The following is a 16,423-nucleotide window of genomic DNA, read 5'->3' as shown; positions in this document are numbered from 1 at the left end:
TGGGTATAGTAGCAGTTCTTACTATCCTAAAATCCCACAACAATTTGCCATGATATGAAGCCTAAAATAAGGGTGGCTAAATGTTGAGGTAATAGGGTTTTGATGGGTTGGCGGGCAATTTTTTGAGTTAGTAAAATGGCGATTAATATCCCGGATAATAAGGTGGTTCCCTGCAAAAATTCAATGACTGCTGGGTGAGCAACCCAAACGGGGAGACTGGAACCATCTAAGCCAAAAGTAGCAAGGGTAACTGGTAAAATTCTGCCACCTTCTGCTAACCCTAACCGTAGATAATGAGCTAAATTAATGGCTAACGCAAAGGGAAGTAAACCATAAGCTAACTCGATAAATTTCCGAGGCTTTCTTGGGGAAATTAACCGATAAATAAGATGAGCAAAACCGGGAATTATAGCAGGTAAAGCTAAGACTACGGTTGCAACTCCTAAATGTATCCAGAAATTATCTAAATTTAGGGTAAAATTAAAATACTGTTGTAATTGGGGTAAATGATGTAAAAAGACGGCATCTAATAATAAAAACAGTAAGGCTACTTCATAGGTGCGAGGTATATGAGTAGTCCATAATTCAATTCCTGGGGGTCGCAAATTGACCTCAACTGAACGATGGGGACAGGCTTTTAAACAGGTCATACACAATACACAATCTCGATTATCTTCTAATTGTGCAGGGTGAGAATATAAAGGACATCCGGCTGTTTCCATTCCTTCGCCTTTTTGGGGTCCTCCTTTATAGCATTGGTAGGTGTTGCATTCGGCGGAACAGGTTCCCTGCTGTGCGCGTAATTCGGTGATGGCTAATTTGGCAAACATCCCATTCATACCGCCAATGGGACACAGATAACGACACCAAAAACGCCGTTCAAAAATAGCTGAAAAAATCATGGCTCCGGCGGTAATGAGTAGCAATAAACAAGCTGATAAATAGGCGGTATTTGGTAAATCCCACAATTCTTCCCAGAGTAAAATTAGGGCGAATAAACCGAATAAAAACCACCCTCCCCACTTTTCGGCTGACTGTCTCGGCCATTTTTTTAATTGACGCGGAAACAGCCAGAGAGATAGTTTTTGGGTGATTTCTCCGTAAATCATAAAGGGACAAACTGCACACCATACGCGACCTAAAAATGGGAAGATTAACAAAACCAATGGCCACCACCAGGCCCAAAATAGGTTGAGAGCGAAATTTTGCGATCGCGTTTGAGGACCGAGGAATAAAATCGCCACCACGGCGGCAAAAACAGCTACAGTAAAGCCATAATTAATCCGATCCGGCCACCAGGGACTTCTGAGAAATTTGCGGAATTTCGGATAGGTATTTAATAAATTAACTCGGAATTGCTGCTTTTTAGTTTGAGACGGCCAAATAATTTCTTCGGTGATTTCTGCACAGCCTTGGAGTTGAACGATCGCCCTTTCGACCAGGTTTCGTAATTCCCGCAAATTATTGGGAAAATCATAGGCTTGTAGTCGTCGCAAGGCTTCCGGGGTCATCTGGACTCGGTTAATACCTTTATTCCGACAAATTAGGCTAATATTATAATTAACCCAATCGCCAATATCAGATTTTCTTACCCTCAAAGGTGGCACTTTAATCACGGTTTCGACTAAGGTTTCAATCTTAGCCACCATCTTTTCTGATATAATGATAATCCGAGCTTGAGAAACTTTAGCATTGACGGTTTCCGCGCCACCTTTACTGACCGGAATATAAGTTCCTAGTTCTAATAAATTTGAGATGGCGGGGATTAATTCTGGGGGTAATTCTTGGATATTATTAAATATTAAAGTTCCCTTTCCCAAGGCTTCAATTAACCCAGATTTTCCCCCTGTCCGTCCAAATAAATCTGCGCCACTGGTTTGGAGTTTAGAACAATTTACTTGAATGACTGGTTCTCGGCGGTCATCAGACCCAAAATGAATCAAAGCCGCTAAGTTGTCTTTTTCGATTCCTGGTTCCCCAAAAATTAGGACGGATTTACGATTTTTAGAAGCCTCTTTAATTTGCGATCGCAACCTCACCGCATAACGACTTTTTCCGACAATTCCTCGCCGCGCTCTCGGAATTAAATAGGGTTGTAAAATGGCTAACCTTTCCTGCTCATAAACCAATTGAGCGGAAAGTTCCTCGACTTCTTCGGCTAGTTGCTGAGAAAAGGCTTGATTAATTTCGGGATGGGCTTCTACAAACTTGTGAAATTCTCCCGCCTTCATCACCCAAAATTGACAATCTGTTCGGGTAATTAATGTTTGTTGAACTGGATTATTTAACAGTAATGATTGCAGATTAATGGCGATTCCAGGTAAATACTTATCCGCCTTGGGTGCGTCTGGGTTTTCCCAATCACCCGATCGCAAAATATAAAGCCGATCTGGGGAAGTTCCTTTAGTCACCACGACGGTATTTATAGGAATGGTGCGTTCTTCCAGTTGAGGTGCGATCGCCTGCAATATTTCATCATCAAGGAGGCTCAGTGCAGTTCTTTCCTGCAACCATTTCACCAGATCAGTTTGATTCATGGTTTCCCCCTAGATAACTTTCACCGAAAAAGTTACCCTATATTATAACACACATTAAGACAGGAATCACAATTCCGATAAAATCATGTCAACTAATACGCCTATTTTATCTCTGTTAGTTCCCCTCGCATTACTAGGGTTAATTATTCTGGCTGCCGTATTTTTCAGCCAGCAAAAAAACTAACACACTTGAGAGTCTGACGGTTAAGCAAAGCCGGAGCGGGATAGCAGCGACCAGTGTTAAACTGAAGCTGCTAAACCCGCTCACTCATGGCGACCTTTACAGTCAATTAGGAAGCGACACGAGCTGCTGTGCGAGGTCTTCTCCGTCCGGTAGTTGGCTGGGGAGTTTCCGAAGAAGAAGAAGCACTAGAATCAGGACTTTCTTCGGGAGTTTGCATCAACACCACTAACAGAGGATTGCTTTGTAATTCACGCCGCAACAAACGAGCGATCGCTCTTTCAATCTCGGTGCGTACCCCCACCCAATCAATTTGATTACCTTCGCCATTACCAAAGGACCGACTCAACTCTGACCAGCGATCGCTTAAAGTAGCCTCAATCACCTTAACAATATGTTGTTTAAACGCAGCCTGATCAGCAGTCATCACCACCCCTTTCAGGTGAGTTTCAGGAGTCGCCAAAAGTTTACCCTCATCACTAACAGCCACCGCTACAGTAATTAAACCATCCTCAGCCAACTGCTGGCGTTCTTTCAGGACATCATCACGCACAAACCCAGTGCGAGAGGAATCGACCGGCTCAATACCAGAAGGAACTTTACCACCAACGCGAATGGAATTTTCGGTCAACTCCACCACATCACCGTTATTGATAATCACCATATTTTCTGGTGGAATACCCATACTTTTAGCAGTTTTGCTGTGTTGTACTAACATCCGATGTTCACCATGTACAGGAACAAAAAACTTAGGACGAGTCAACGCCAACATCAATTTATGGTCTTCCTGACAACCATGACCGGAAACATGAATACCATGATGGCGGCCATAAATCACATTAGCACCCTGCATCATCAGTTTATCAATAGTATTGACAACCGCAATGGTATTTCCGGGAATCGGGTTAGCAGAAAAGACAATTGTATCCCCTTGTTTAATGCTAATTTGTCGGTGAGCGCCATTAGCAATTCGGGTCATCGCCGCCAAGGGTTCACCCTGGGAACCTGTAGTTAAAATCAACACCTTTTCATCAGGTAAACTGCGAATCGCATTGAGGGGAATAAACAGATTATCAGGACATTTTATATAACCCAAATTCCGAGAATGAGCAATCACATTTAACATCGATCGCCCTACCACAGCCACAGAACGCCCCAATTTTTGAGCAATACTCAGAATAATATTGACCCGGTGAACCGATGAAGCGAAAGTAGTGACCAACACCCGTCCCGAAGCAGTCGCAATAATTCTTTCCAGATTCGGATAAACGGAAGCCTCCGAGGGAGTAAAGCCAGGAACTTCAGCGTTAGTCGAATCACTCAGCAGACAGTGAACCCCTTTTTCCCCATACTCAGCCAACCGCTGAAAATCGAAAAATTCGCCATCCACCGGGGTATGATCCACCTTAAAGTCACCACTATGGATAACTACTCCCACGGGGGTATTAATTGCTACGGTAAAACTATCAGCGATTGAGTGAGTATTGCGGATATATTCCACCAGGAAGTTTTTGCCAATCCGCACTATATCGCGAGGTCTGACCGTTCTTAATTCGGTGCGATCGCTCACCCCCGCCTCTTCTAATTTACCATGAAGCAGAGCCATGGCTAATCTCGGACCATAAATCACCGGAATATCAAACTGTTTCAGGTGAAAAGCAATGCCACCAATATGGTCTTCGTGACCGTGGGTGACAATCATACCCTTAATTTTATCCCGATTTTCCCGCAGGTAGGTAACATCTGGTAAAACTATATTTACGCCGTGCATTCCATCGGTGGGGAAGGCTAAACCAGCATCTAGGATGATGATTTCATCTTCATATTCAAATACACAGGTATTTTTGCCAATTTCGTGGAGTCCACCCAGGGGAATTATTTTCAATTTCGGAGAGTTATCTTCCGGGGTTTGTTCCCTGTTTTTGGGTACATTATCCAACTTTTTGGTGATTTTCACTGACCTAGCAGAAGGTCTAGTTCTGGTGTAAGATTTGCCGTTACTTGACATAATAAAACCTCATTAACTTAGTTTGCCATGGTTGATTTTTCCCGGTTTAAACAGCTATCTATAAGTTTGAATTAAGCAGTCATCAAAACCTAGGAATAATCACAACTATTCAATTGTCTGAAACCCGGATTTTTATTGAATTTACCGAGTTTCAATCAAACCCAATTCGCCCAAAACTCCCTTGACCTTTTCAATCACTTCTGGGGAAGGTTCACACATGGGAGACCGACTCAGACCCACATTCCAGCCCAACAATTTCAGAGCCGCTTTAATCGGAATAGGATTAGTAGTGATAAACAACGTTTTAAACAAACTGAAGAGTTTGATATGAATTTCCGTTGCTTCCTGCACCCGACCCGCTTCAAACATCTGGATCATATCTTGAATTTGCTTCCCTACCAGGTGACTCGCTACACTCACCACCCCAGTTCCACCCACTGCTAACAGTGGTAAAGTCAGGGAATCATCCCCAGAATATATCTGAAACTCTTTAGGTGTCAACTGCCTGATTTGACTAGCTTGGTCTAGGCTGCCACTAGCTTCTTTGATGGCGACAATATTAGGAACCGATGCCAAACGTGCAACGGTTTCCGGTTGGAGATTTTGTCCTGTACGCCCAGGAATATTATATAACACAATCGGCAAATCTGCACAAGCTGAGGCGATCGCCAAAAAGTGTTGATACAATCCCTCTTGGGGAGGCTTGTTGTAATAGGGAACCACCTGCAAAGAACCATCCACCCCCAGTTTAGCGGCTTTCTGAGTGGCGGCGATCGCCTCTTGGGTAGAATTTGACCCCGTACCAGCAATCACCTTAGCCTTACCCGCCACAGCCTGCTGAACCACCTTAAACAACTCATGCTCCTCATCCCAAGTCAGAGTCGGAGACTCTCCAGTAGTGCCACACACCACCAGAGTATCACTGCCATTATCCGCCAAGTGAGCCGCCAGTCGCTCTGCTTCTGGATAGTTAATGCTACCATCTTCCCAAAACGGCGTTACCATTGCCGTCATTACTCTGCCAAAACTTACCATTTCTTTTGTGTCAATTGTGCCGTATAGTTAGCCGTCTTGTTATCATTCATTCCCCCCAACACGGGGGACTTACAGAAGGTCTTTACTTACCAATAATTCAGCAATTTGGACAGCATTTAAAGCCGCTCCCTTGCGAACTTGATCGCCGCATAGCCATAATTCCAACCCACAGGGATGAGAAAGATCCTGGCGGATACGACCCACCAAAACCGGATCGCAGCCCGTTGCATCAATAGGCATGGGGAAATAATTAGCCTGCCAGTCTTCCACCAACTTGACCCCTGGGGCTTGACTCAGGACATCCCGCGCCTTAGCCACATCAAAAGGCTGCTCAAACTCTAAGTTAATCGCCTCCGAGTGGGCACGCAGTACCGGAACCCGTACACAAGTCGCGGAAACTCTCAACTTTTCATCACCAAAAATTTTCCGCGTCTCATTAATCATTTTCATCTCTTCCTCACAATAGCCTAAATCATTGATAGGCGAGTTGTGGGGAAACAGATTAAAAGCCAAGGGGTAGGGGAATATTTCTGCCTGGGGAGTTTTTCCCTGCAAAATCGCCCTGGCTTGGGTTTTCACCTCCTCCATAGCCCTGGCTCCCGCACCACTAGCGGATTGATAAGTAGATACTACTATACGCCGCAGGGGTTGTACCTGATACAGTGGCCAAACCGCCACATTCATCAAAATAGTGGTGCAGTTAGGATTAGCAATAATCCCCTGATGATTAACTACTGCTTCTGGGTTCACTTCTGGCACCACCAGGGGAACTTGGGGGTCCATGCGGAAGGCACTGGAGTTGTCCACTACCACCGCCCCTGCTGCTACGGCTTGGTGAGCCCATTGCTTAGAAGTAGAGCCTCCGGCGGAAGCTAATACCAAATCTACCCCATCAAAACTGCGATCGCCAACGGCTTCTACTGTGAGTTGCTCTCCTCGAAAACGGAGACTATTTCCGGCCGAACGGGGAGAAGCCAATAGCTTCAACTCCGACAGAGGAAAATCGCGACTTTCCAGCAATTCCAGCAACTCGGTTCCCACGGCCCCGGTCGCACCCAAAATAGCAACTCTATAGGATTTTGACAAATTCACTTCCTCCCGGAACTTTAGACAATCGATAATCTGAGAATCAATCAGAAATTTTAATAATATATAAGGCTAATCAGTCTTGTATCTATACTAAAGGCTATTATATCGGTAACTGTGACAGTTGATGTGACAGTCAATGGCGATCGCTACCCATTTCGAGCCATCTACTGATAGCATCAAATATTGGCTAGTCTATCAATTATAGTTCTCCAGAGTTAAAATTGTGGTACAGAAACAATGACACTACCATACCACGAACTGTCAGCATCTGGAACCAAATAGTCTGGGCCTACAACCCAGACAGCAGTTTAGATAGCTCCCTTTCCTTAGTCCGCGCTTAAACAAGGTACATCATGAAAGTCACCCAGGAAAAACTTCCCGCCAGCCAGATTGGACTGGATATCGAAATTTCTCCAGAAATCTCCAAAAATGCCTATGAGAAGGTAATTAACCAATATGCTCGTTCTGCCAATATTCCTGGGTTCCGAAAAGGCAAAGTCCCCCGCCATATCCTAGTCCAGCGACTAGGAGCCTCTAGGATTAAAGCAGCGGCTCTCGATGATTTGATGCAGGAATATTTCCCCAAAATCGTTGAAGAAGAAAAAATCCCGGCCATTGGCAGTTTTGAAGTAGTTGGCAATATTGAAGAACTCATCGAACAGTACGAACCTGGCCAACCCATCACCATCAAAGCGGCTGTAGATGTGGAACCAGAAGTTAAACTCAACAAGTACCAGGATTTTCAGGTCCAAGCTGAAGAGGTCAAATTTGATCCGCAGCAAGTTGATGAGATCCTCGAACGTGAACGGGTGAAAATGGCAACCCTAGTCCCCGTAGAAAAACGACCCGCTCAAAAAGGTGATACCGCCTATGTGGACTTTAAGGGATACTTTACCCCCAAAGGAGCAACGGAACCCGAAGAAATTGAAGGGGGACAAGGTGATAACTACCAAGTGGAACTCACCGAAGGTCAGTTTATCCCCGGTTTTACCGAAGGCATTGAAGGCATGAGTCCTGGGGAAACTAAAGAGCTAAACATTGAGTTTCCGGCTGACTATGGTAAACCGGAATTAGCTGGCTGTCCGGCAACCTTTACGATTACTCTACTCGAACTCAAAGAAAAAGAGTTGCCAGAGTTGGATGATGATTTTGCGGCTGAAGTGAGCGAGTTTGAGACTTTGGCGGAACTACGCGAGTCCCTAGAAAAGCGTTTTCAGGAAGAAAAGGCCGAACAAACTACCTCTAATAAACACAAGGCTTTGGCTGAGGCTTTAGTGGCAGAAATGGAAGTGGAATTGCCGGAAACCCTGGTTAAGGAAGAAGTAGACCGCCTCTTGACTCAGCAGGCTATGCAGTTGAGTAATATGGGCATTGACCTTAAACAACTGTTTAACAGTGAAACTGTACCACGGATGCGAGAACATCTCCGCCCTGATGCGATCGCTCAACTCAAGGAAACTTTGGCTATCAAAGAAGTTGCTAAACAACAATCGATCACTGTCACCGAAGAGGAAATTCAGGCTAAGTGTGAAGAAATGATGGAGCAACTTCAAGGCCAAGAGGTGAACCCAGAGCGCCTACGCATGGTGGTTACTGATGACCTGATTAGCAAAAAGACTTATCAGTGGATTGAAGAACATTCCACCATTGAATTAGTCCCTGAAGGTACTTTAACCCCAGAGGAAGAAGAACCAGAAGATTCAGAAGATTCAGAAGAAGTGGTCGTCGCTGAAGCTGAAGTCGTTACCGACTAGCTATTTGACCACCAGTGGGATCGGGTGTCAAAATTTCCAAAAAGCGCTAACATGGAGTGGGGGAAAGAAAGGCGATCGCACTAATTTTAAGTCGGTTGATCTGTTCTTCTCCCCCAACAATTGCCCTGGCGTTTCCCTAAAATTTCCAATTAACTGTAGAAACAACCATAAGATTAAACTACCATCCGCTTTATGATGATCTCTGAGTATTCCCGCGATTCCATTGGCAGCACCCGTAACAGCCATATAATTAGTGGTTCACAACCAGTTACTATTAACTCATCCGCTGCGGGTGTCATTCCCATGGTAGTTGAACAGTCGGGAATGGGAGAAAGGGCTTTTGACCTCTATTCCCGTCTCCTACGCGATCGCATTATTTTTCTGGGAACACCCATTGACGATGAAGTAGCCAATGCCGTAAGCGCCCAAATGTTGTTTTTGGAATCAGAAGATCCCGAAAAAGATATCCAACTTTACATCAACTCCCCTGGCGGTTCAGTCACCGCAGGTATGGGAATTTACGACACCATGCAACAAATTCGCCCCGATGTGGTGACTATATGTTATGGATTGGCGGCAAGTATGGGTGCATTTCTCCTCGCTTCCGGTACCGCTGGCAAGCGAATGTCCTTACCTAGTTCTCGAATTATGATTCACCAACCCCTAGGCGGCGCTCAAGGACAGGCAATAGACATAGAAATTCAAGCCAAAGAAATTCTCTATCACAAGCACACCCTTAATACACTCTTAGCCCAACATACAGGGCAACCCATAGAGCGCATTAATGCTGATACCGAAAGAGACTTTTTTATGTCCGCCGCCGAAGCTCAAGAATATGGTCTAATAGATCAAGTGATCCTAAAACAGAATCTTCCGGTTCCCGGAGAATCTGTTAGCGCAACATAAAACGAGGCAATTATGTCCAAGTACGACTCCCATTTGAAGTGTTCCTTCTGTGGCAAGTCCCAGGAGCAGGTTCGCAAGTTAATTGCCGGGCCAGGAGTCTACATCTGCGATGAATGCGTGGAACTGTGTAACGAAATTTTGGACGAGGAGCTATTTGATACCAATTCAGCTCCTCCTACACCCCAGGCCAAGCGCCCCCAAGCAGCCCCCACCTCTAAACGTCGCAACACTCCCAGCCGAGTCGCCTTAAATCAAATTCCTAAACCTAGGGAAATTAAGGCCTACCTAGATCATCATGTCATTGGTCAGGATGATGCCAAAAAAGTGCTATCAGTGGCTGTTTACAACCACTACAAGCGTCTAGGCTTTATCCCAGGTCATAGACAGGGTGATGATCAGATCGAACTGCAAAAATCCAATATTTTGCTAATTGGTCCCACTGGGTGCGGTAAAACTCTATTGGCGGAAACTCTGGCTAAAATGCTTGATGTTCCCTTTGCGGTCGCTGACGCTACCACCCTCACTGAGGCGGGCTATGTTGGGGAAGATGTAGAAAATATCCTCCTGCGACTCCTACAAGTGGCTGATTTTGATGTGGAAGAAGCACAGCGCGGCATTGTCTACATCGATGAGATTGATAAAATTGCCCGTAAGAGCGAAAATCCCTCCATTACTAGAGATGTCTCCGGTGAAGGTGTCCAGCAAGCCTTATTGAAAATGCTGGAGGGAACTACTGCTAATGTTCCTCCCCAAGGCGGTCGTAAGCATCCTTATCAAGATTGCATTCAGATTGATACTAGCAACATCCTATTTGTTTGTGGCGGCGCTTTTGTGGGCCTGGAAAAAATTATTGAGCAAAGAAGCGGTAAAAAGTCCATGGGCTTTGTCCGCTCCGGCGAAGAAGTGACCCCAGAACAAAAAGACACAGAAGCTCTCAAGGGTATCGAACCTAATGATTTGGTCAAGTTTGGCTTAATTCCAGAGTTGATCGGTCGTATTCCTATGGTGGCGGTTCTCGATCCTCTCGATGAGAAAACTTTGATGTCAATTCTCACCGAACCTCGCAGCGCTTTGGTCAAACAATACCAAAAATTGCTGCGTATGGATAATGTGCATCTGGAGTTTGAACCTGACGCTATTCAGGCGATCGCCAGAGAAGCCTTCCGCCGTAAAACTGGCGCTCGTGCTTTGCGCGGTATCGTGGAAGAGTTGATGCTAGATGTTATGTATGAACTGCCTTCGCGTAAAGATGTCAAACGATGTCTGGTTACTCAGGCAATGGTTGAGAAGCGATCGACTGCTGAGTTGCTCGTTCATCCTTCCTCATTACCTAAGCCCGAATCGGCTTAATCTCCCTCTCTGGTTTAAGGAAGATCAAAAAATGAGTTGTTTAACCTAACTCTAATTGGCTTCCTTACAGGGTGTTCCTACCCTAATTTCCGGCTTGGGATAAGTTTTGCTAATCTTTACCCCCGCAACAGTTTTCAAATTCCAAAGATTGTTAAGAATTATTACAATTTTATTGCTAATTACTTGCAAAAGGTTGACGAAATCATAGGGGTTGTAGTACCATCAGAGAAATAGCACCCAAGGCGTTGTTGTGTCTACTGCCAAAAATAGAGGCTAAAACCCTCATTGCGTGGCAGATTCGATTATTTTCTGAGGAGATTTTAAAACTGGCGATGCACGAGTTTTCAGTGATTTAGGGTCCGTCCCAGTTTACCCTCTTGACAAAAAACCCAGTTTGTGCATAGACTCAGACAGCCATAATCCCAAAAATTTAGTTAGCACTCCCCAAACCTATAATTTTTAGCACTGATGAATATTAACTACCTTGATAGTTTACGCGACGAAATATTACAGGCAGTTGATGGGTATGACTCAAATACAAATCCGGTGTTTCATGAAACCATGAGGAAGCATTTTCCGGGCAGTTTACCGATGAAAGATTATATAAAAAAGACCTATATTGAACTGAAAAATTATGGCTTTGAAACCGGAAAAACCATTGGTATGGTCGCGATTTTTCGGGATGAAATCACCGATATTTTAATGGATGAAGTCATCAAATATTGGGGTAAAACCTTTTTTGATAATATTCGGCGATTTACATTTTATGCAATGCCACATATTGCTATTTCCAAAAATGGAGAAATCGGCAAAGTTTATCGGTCGGGAATAGATAAGGCTTCCCATGCTTGTGGTGCTTTAGAAGCAATTGTTAAGGAGTTAGAATCTGGTTGTCTGCAATTAATGACTGATATGCAGGATATTGAGCAATCTATCATCCGTCAAAAAAACATTTCGGCGCTGAAATATGGCGACAAACCGAATCTAGTAGAAATGACGCAGTTAGCCAGTAAAATCATTTCAGAAGATGTAGAGAAGTTGTTATCTTCGGTGGATAATTCCCTGTTTAACTATGCGGTGATGACTGGGATTCAGATTCATGGTCCCATGGATACTCATTGGATTTACCCCCAAGATTTTTATGTGGTGAGTTCCCAGTTACCAGGAGGCAAGAAAAACCTATCTTTATAGGATTATAGCAGAACGGTTAACGCACCGATTAACTGGAAAGAACTGATGCGATCGCCTTTAAAAACCCATTTAAAAACTCAGCACATCAGTTCTCAGGTAGCGCCAAAATTAGATATCCAAATCAGTGATATCCAAACGAGGAGCATGATCCTCAATAAACTGGCGACGAGGCGCAACCCGATCGCCCATTAACACAGTAAAGATGTGATCAGCCTCCGCCGCATCCTCAATTTCCACCCGTTTAATGCTGCGAGTTTCCGGGTTCATAGTTGTATCCCAGAGTTGATTGGGCATCATTTCCCCCAACCCCTTAAACCGTTGGATGGTGTAATTAGCATTATCGGGGAACTCAGCCAATTGTTGCTGCAATTGTTGCTCATTATAGCAATAGTAGTGATTGCGTCCCCGTTCCACCTTATAAAGAGGCGGACAGGCGATATAAATAAAACCCTGAGCAACCAACTCTCGCTGATAGCGATAGAAAAAGGTTAACAGCAAAGTCCGAATATGAGCCCCATCAACATCAGCATCAGTCATAATGATGACCTTGTGATAGCGCAACTGAGACGAGTCAAACTCTTCGCCCTTAATACCCAATCCCAAAGCCGTAATTAGTGATTGAATCTCATTATTTTTATAGATTTTCGCATCATCAGTTTTCTCAATGTTCAGAATCTTACCACGCAGGGGTAAAATCGCTTGAGTACGGCGATCGCGTCCTTGTTTAGCGCTACCACCCGCACTATCTCCCTCAACCAAAAAGATTTCCGACTCTTCCGGGTCACGGCTGCTACAGTCTGCCAACTTTCCTGGTAACGGAGAAGATTCTAACACCGATTTGCGGCGTACCAAATCCCGCGCGCGCCGTGCTGCTTCCGCCGCCTTAAAAGCCTGAATAGCTTTTTCTAAAATGGCATCAGCCACATTAGGGTTAAAATCGAGAAACTCAGTCAGAACCTCTCCCACCAGGGAATCGACAATTCCGCGAACTTCGGTATTTCCCAGCTTGGTTTTAGTTTGTCCCTCAAATTCCGGGTCAGGAACCTTAACAGAAATCACCCCAGTCAAACCTTCCCGGACATTTTCCCCTCCCAGGTTAGGCTCATTATCCTTTATTTTATTGCGCTTACGAGCGATCGCATTCATGGTGCGAGTCAGCACAGTTTTCAGCCCTTCCAAATGGGTACCACCATCAACGGTGCGGATATTGTTAGCAAAACCCAAAATCGTATCGCTGTAGGCATCAACACACCACTGTAGAGCCACTTCCACCTGAACATTATTGCGTTCACCAGACACATAAATAGTATCCTCGTGGAGAGCCTGCTTTTCCCGGTTCATGTAGGTAACATATTCCTTAATCCCCCCCTCGTAACAGTAACTCTCAACCTTAGCCTCTTCCCGTTTGAGTAACTCCAGCCTGTTATCCGTGAGAGTAATGCGTACCCCCGCATTCAGATAAGCCAGTTCCCTTAAACGGCTGGCAATGGTATCATATTCAAACTCTATCCCCGTGGTGAAAATCTTGGTATCGGGTTTAAAACAGACAGAAGTTCCCGTTTGGCTTTCTTTGCTAGAGTGTTCCTCTAGTTCTGTCACCGGAACCCCTCGCTCATAACGTTGAACGTATCGTTTGTGGTCTCGTAATACTGTTACTTCCACCCATTCCGATAAAGCGTTCACAACGGAGATACCCACCCCGTGTAAGCCGCCTGATACCTTATAGCCACCACCGCCGAACTTTCCTCCGGCATGGAGAACAGTCATTACGGTTTCTAGGGCTGATCTGCCAGTTTTAGAGTGGGTGTCAATGGGGATACCTCGGCCATCGTCAGTTACTCTGACGGAGTTATCTGGGTTGATATCAACTTCGATGTGGGTGCAATAGCCAGCTAACGCCTCATCAACGGAGTTATCAACAACCTCATAAACTAAGTGGTGAAGGCCGCGCGGTCCGGTAGAACCAATATACATCCCCGGACGTTTGCGGACTGCTTCAAGACCTTCAAGAACTTGGATCTGGTCTGCTGAGTACGTGCTGGTCATCTAAAAACTGCTCCAATAATGGCGCTGAAGCCCTGGGGCCTCAAAAATGATAAATATAGCCAAAATTGTAACACAAAAGGGTTATAGACGAGATTAGGGTAGGCTAAATTGAAGTTTTGATATGGGATGGACAAATACTAGAATCGATGATGATCAACTTTTCACTCCTCCAACTGGGGTGATTGTGGTTTGTGGTGCGACAGCCACCGGAAAATCCGGGTTAGCCCTAACCTTGGCTAAACGCCTGGAAACAGTGATTATCAGCGCCGACTCACGCCAAGTATACCGGGAGTTTGACATCGGAACTGCTAAACCTACTTTAGCAGAAAGGGAACAAGTCCCCCATTATCTGATTGATATCTGCGATCCGACCGAAACCCTAACTTTAGCAGATTATCAGGATCGGGCTAATCAGTTAATCAGCCAATCCGATATATTAGCGGGACCGGGTAAGCCTTTACTTCTGGTGGGAGGAACAGGGTTATATATTAAGGCGATCGCCGCTGGTTTGAAAATTCCCAGAGTTCCACCACACCCCCAATTGCGATCGCAACTCACAGCTTTGGGTCAACCTTTCGCATACAGTATGTTACAGCAGGTTGATCCTATCGCCGCCCAAAAAATTCACCCCAATGATGCTGTACGCACCCTCAGAGGTTTAGAAGTTTATTATGTCACCGGACAAACCATCTCAGCCCAACAAGGGGAAAACCCGCCTAATTACCCGATTTTGCAGTTAGGTCTAACCTGTCAAGACCCACTCACCCTCACCCGGCGGATCTGCGATCGCACTGAGGCTATGATAGAATCAGGCTTGGTGGCGGAAGTGCAAAGTTTAGGCGATCGCTACGGTCAAGATTTACCCCTATTGAAAACTTTAGGCTATCAGGAGATTAGTCAATACCTAGCTGGCGATATTACCCTCGCCGCCGCCAAAGAATTGACAGTTTTGCATACTCGCCAATTTGCTAAACGACAAAACACCTGGTTTAAGGCTATTCCTCAAATTCACTGGTTTGATGCTGATAGTAACAACTTAGTAGACCAAGTTTGGGAAACCATTAACCGTTTTTTAATCGTTTTTTAACTCATCATTAACCTACACAGATTAAATCTCCCCACTGACCCTAACTGGAGGATAAATGAGGAGTAACTTGGAAAACAAGGAGAGAATCATGTCCCGCCCTTATTTTATCACAAGTTAGTTAGTTTAGTGTCGGGCAGACAGATTACCCACTCACCAATTAGCTATCCGCTGCATCAGAAACATCCTCAATAGTCCGTTGTGCAGACTTCTTAGCCTCTCCTACTTTTTCCTTAACTACATCAGCAGTATCTTCTAACTGTCGTTTAGCTTCCTTAGCCATATCTCCACCTTCCTGCTTAACTACATCAGCAGTATCTTCTAACTGTCGTTTAGCTTTCTTAGTCATATTTCCACCTTCTTCCTTAACTATACCCGTAGCCTCTTCCACCTTAGTCTGTACTTCCGCACCCAGGTCTTCAAGTTCCTGACGAAAATCACTCAAATTTTCAGCTACATTTTCCTGAGACTTACCCGCCTCTGAATTATCGTAACTAGCAGTTTCCGTGGTGCCGCAAGCTGCTGTCACCAATAGTAAAGTCACCGCCATTAACACCGTCACCAAATGACCCAATCTCAGAGACTTCATAAAATCAGACAATCGTTTCATCAAAAAACTCCTTAAATTAACTGCAATTGTAGACAAAAAATAAATTTATCTATCATTTATCATCACAAATTATGGGCTATTTGGTATCTATCATAAGGTAGAAATCTGGTGATTTTCCCGGTATTTATACCGGCGATTTTTCTGATACCTGGCTGGACAATATAACTATGTCAACCCCTCCCATGGCTACGCGCGATCGCCATTAAAGTTGAGCAACTGCTTGATATATACCCTGTAGATAATCTGCAATATCCTCTATTTCTAAACCCAAAATACTATAGTCTAGTAAAACTTGACGGGTGGGGGTTTCATCTTCCTGGTTAGCAAATTCAACTAAGCGTTTTTGTGGTAGACCCTGGAGGTCAACCTGAAACTATTACGATCGCCTAACTGTATCGGGAATAGGGAGGAAGGGTTTTTGTGGTAGACCCTTGAGGTCAACCTAAAACTATTGCGATGGTGTAACTGTATCGGGAATAGGGAGGAAGGGTTTTTGTGGTAGACCCTTGAGGTCAACCTAAAACTATTGCGATGGTGTAACTGTATCGGGAATAGGGAGGAAGGGTTTTTGTGGTAGACCCTTGAGGTCAACCTAAAACTATTGCGATGGTGTAACTGTATCGGGAATAGGG

The 16,423-nt window shown here is 44.7% G+C and carries 11 protein-coding genes; 5 read left to right on the top strand and 6 right to left on the bottom strand.

The features are described from left to right. Window positions 1–26 precede the first annotated feature (26 nt). From P5674_RS13355 to P5674_RS13340, 4 genes are all read right to left on the bottom strand, one after another. Window positions 27–2,537 (bottom strand): sigma 54-interacting transcriptional regulator, encoded by a 2,511-nt coding sequence (locus tag P5674_RS13355; RefSeq protein ID WP_006619399.1) that lies wholly within the window; start codon window positions 2,535–2,537, stop codon window positions 27–29. Between the two features lie 290 nt (window positions 2,538–2,827). Next, window positions 2,828–4,726, bottom strand: coding sequence for a ribonuclease J (locus P5674_RS13350; protein WP_006619398.1), 1,899 nt, complete (start codon window positions 4,724–4,726; stop codon window positions 2,828–2,830). Between the two features lie 141 nt (window positions 4,727–4,867). Further along, window positions 4,868–5,761 (bottom strand): 4-hydroxy-tetrahydrodipicolinate synthase, encoded by an 894-nt coding sequence (dapA, locus tag P5674_RS13345; RefSeq protein WP_014276358.1) that lies wholly within the window; start codon window positions 5,759–5,761, stop codon window positions 4,868–4,870. A 69-nt stretch (window positions 5,762–5,830) separates the two neighbouring features. Continuing rightward, window positions 5,831–6,847, bottom strand: coding sequence for an aspartate-semialdehyde dehydrogenase (locus tag P5674_RS13340; protein WP_035736971.1), 1,017 nt, complete (start codon window positions 6,845–6,847; stop codon window positions 5,831–5,833). Between the two features lie 356 nt (window positions 6,848–7,203). On the opposite strand from P5674_RS13340, the gene tig reads away from it, so the two are divergent. The 4 genes from tig to P5674_RS13320 all read left to right on the top strand — a co-directional run bounded on the left by tig (window position 7,204) and on the right by P5674_RS13320 (window position 12,051). After that, the gene (gene tig / locus P5674_RS13335) at window positions 7,204–8,604 is read left to right on the top strand and encodes a trigger factor (RefSeq protein ID WP_006619395.1); all 1,401 of its coding nucleotides are present in this window, start codon (window positions 7,204–7,206) and stop codon (window positions 8,602–8,604) included. A 192-nt stretch (window positions 8,605–8,796) separates the two neighbouring features. Next, the gene (clpP, locus tag P5674_RS13330) at window positions 8,797–9,510 is read left to right on the top strand and encodes an ATP-dependent Clp endopeptidase proteolytic subunit ClpP (RefSeq protein ID WP_006619394.1); all 714 of its coding nucleotides are present in this window, start codon (window positions 8,797–8,799) and stop codon (window positions 9,508–9,510) included. Between the two features lie 12 nt (window positions 9,511–9,522). Further along, window positions 9,523–10,860: an ATP-dependent protease ATP-binding subunit ClpX gene (gene clpX / locus P5674_RS13325; RefSeq protein ID WP_006619393.1), complete on the top strand. Its 1,338-nt coding sequence runs from the start codon at window positions 9,523–9,525 to the stop codon at window positions 10,858–10,860. A gap of 468 nt (window positions 10,861–11,328) precedes the next feature. Further along, the gene (locus P5674_RS13320; protein WP_006619392.1) at window positions 11,329–12,051 is read left to right on the top strand and encodes a hypothetical protein; all 723 of its coding nucleotides are present in this window, start codon (window positions 11,329–11,331) and stop codon (window positions 12,049–12,051) included. A gap of 108 nt (window positions 12,052–12,159) precedes the next feature. Here the strand turns inward: P5674_RS13320 and gyrB are convergent, their stop codons facing one another. Beyond that, complete coding sequence (gene gyrB, locus P5674_RS13315; RefSeq protein ID WP_006619391.1) at window positions 12,160–14,097, bottom strand: DNA topoisomerase (ATP-hydrolyzing) subunit B; 1,938 nt, start codon at window positions 14,095–14,097, stop codon at window positions 12,160–12,162. 121 nt (window positions 14,098–14,218) lie between these two features. On the opposite strand from gyrB, the gene miaA reads away from it, so the two are divergent. Beyond that, a complete protein-coding gene (gene miaA, locus P5674_RS13310; protein WP_152088451.1) occupies window positions 14,219–15,184 on the top strand; it encodes a tRNA (adenosine(37)-N6)-dimethylallyltransferase MiaA in 966 nt (321 codons plus the stop codon). Window positions 15,185–15,341: 157 nt separating this feature from the next. Here the strand turns inward: miaA and P5674_RS13305 are convergent, their stop codons facing one another. Then, on the bottom strand, window positions 15,342–15,791 hold the full coding sequence (locus tag P5674_RS13305; protein ID WP_043468498.1) for a hypothetical protein: 450 nt from the start codon (window positions 15,789–15,791) through the stop codon (window positions 15,342–15,344). Window positions 15,792–16,423: the final 632 nt, after the last annotated feature.

The sequence above is a fragment of the Limnospira sp. PMC 289.06 genome, assembly GCF_032350395.1.
Taxonomy (GTDB): domain Bacteria; phylum Cyanobacteriota; class Cyanobacteriia; order Cyanobacteriales; family Microcoleaceae; genus Limnospira; species Limnospira platensis.
Note: the sequence above shows the minus strand (reverse complement) of the source record. Positions and strands in the feature narration are given on the sequence as shown.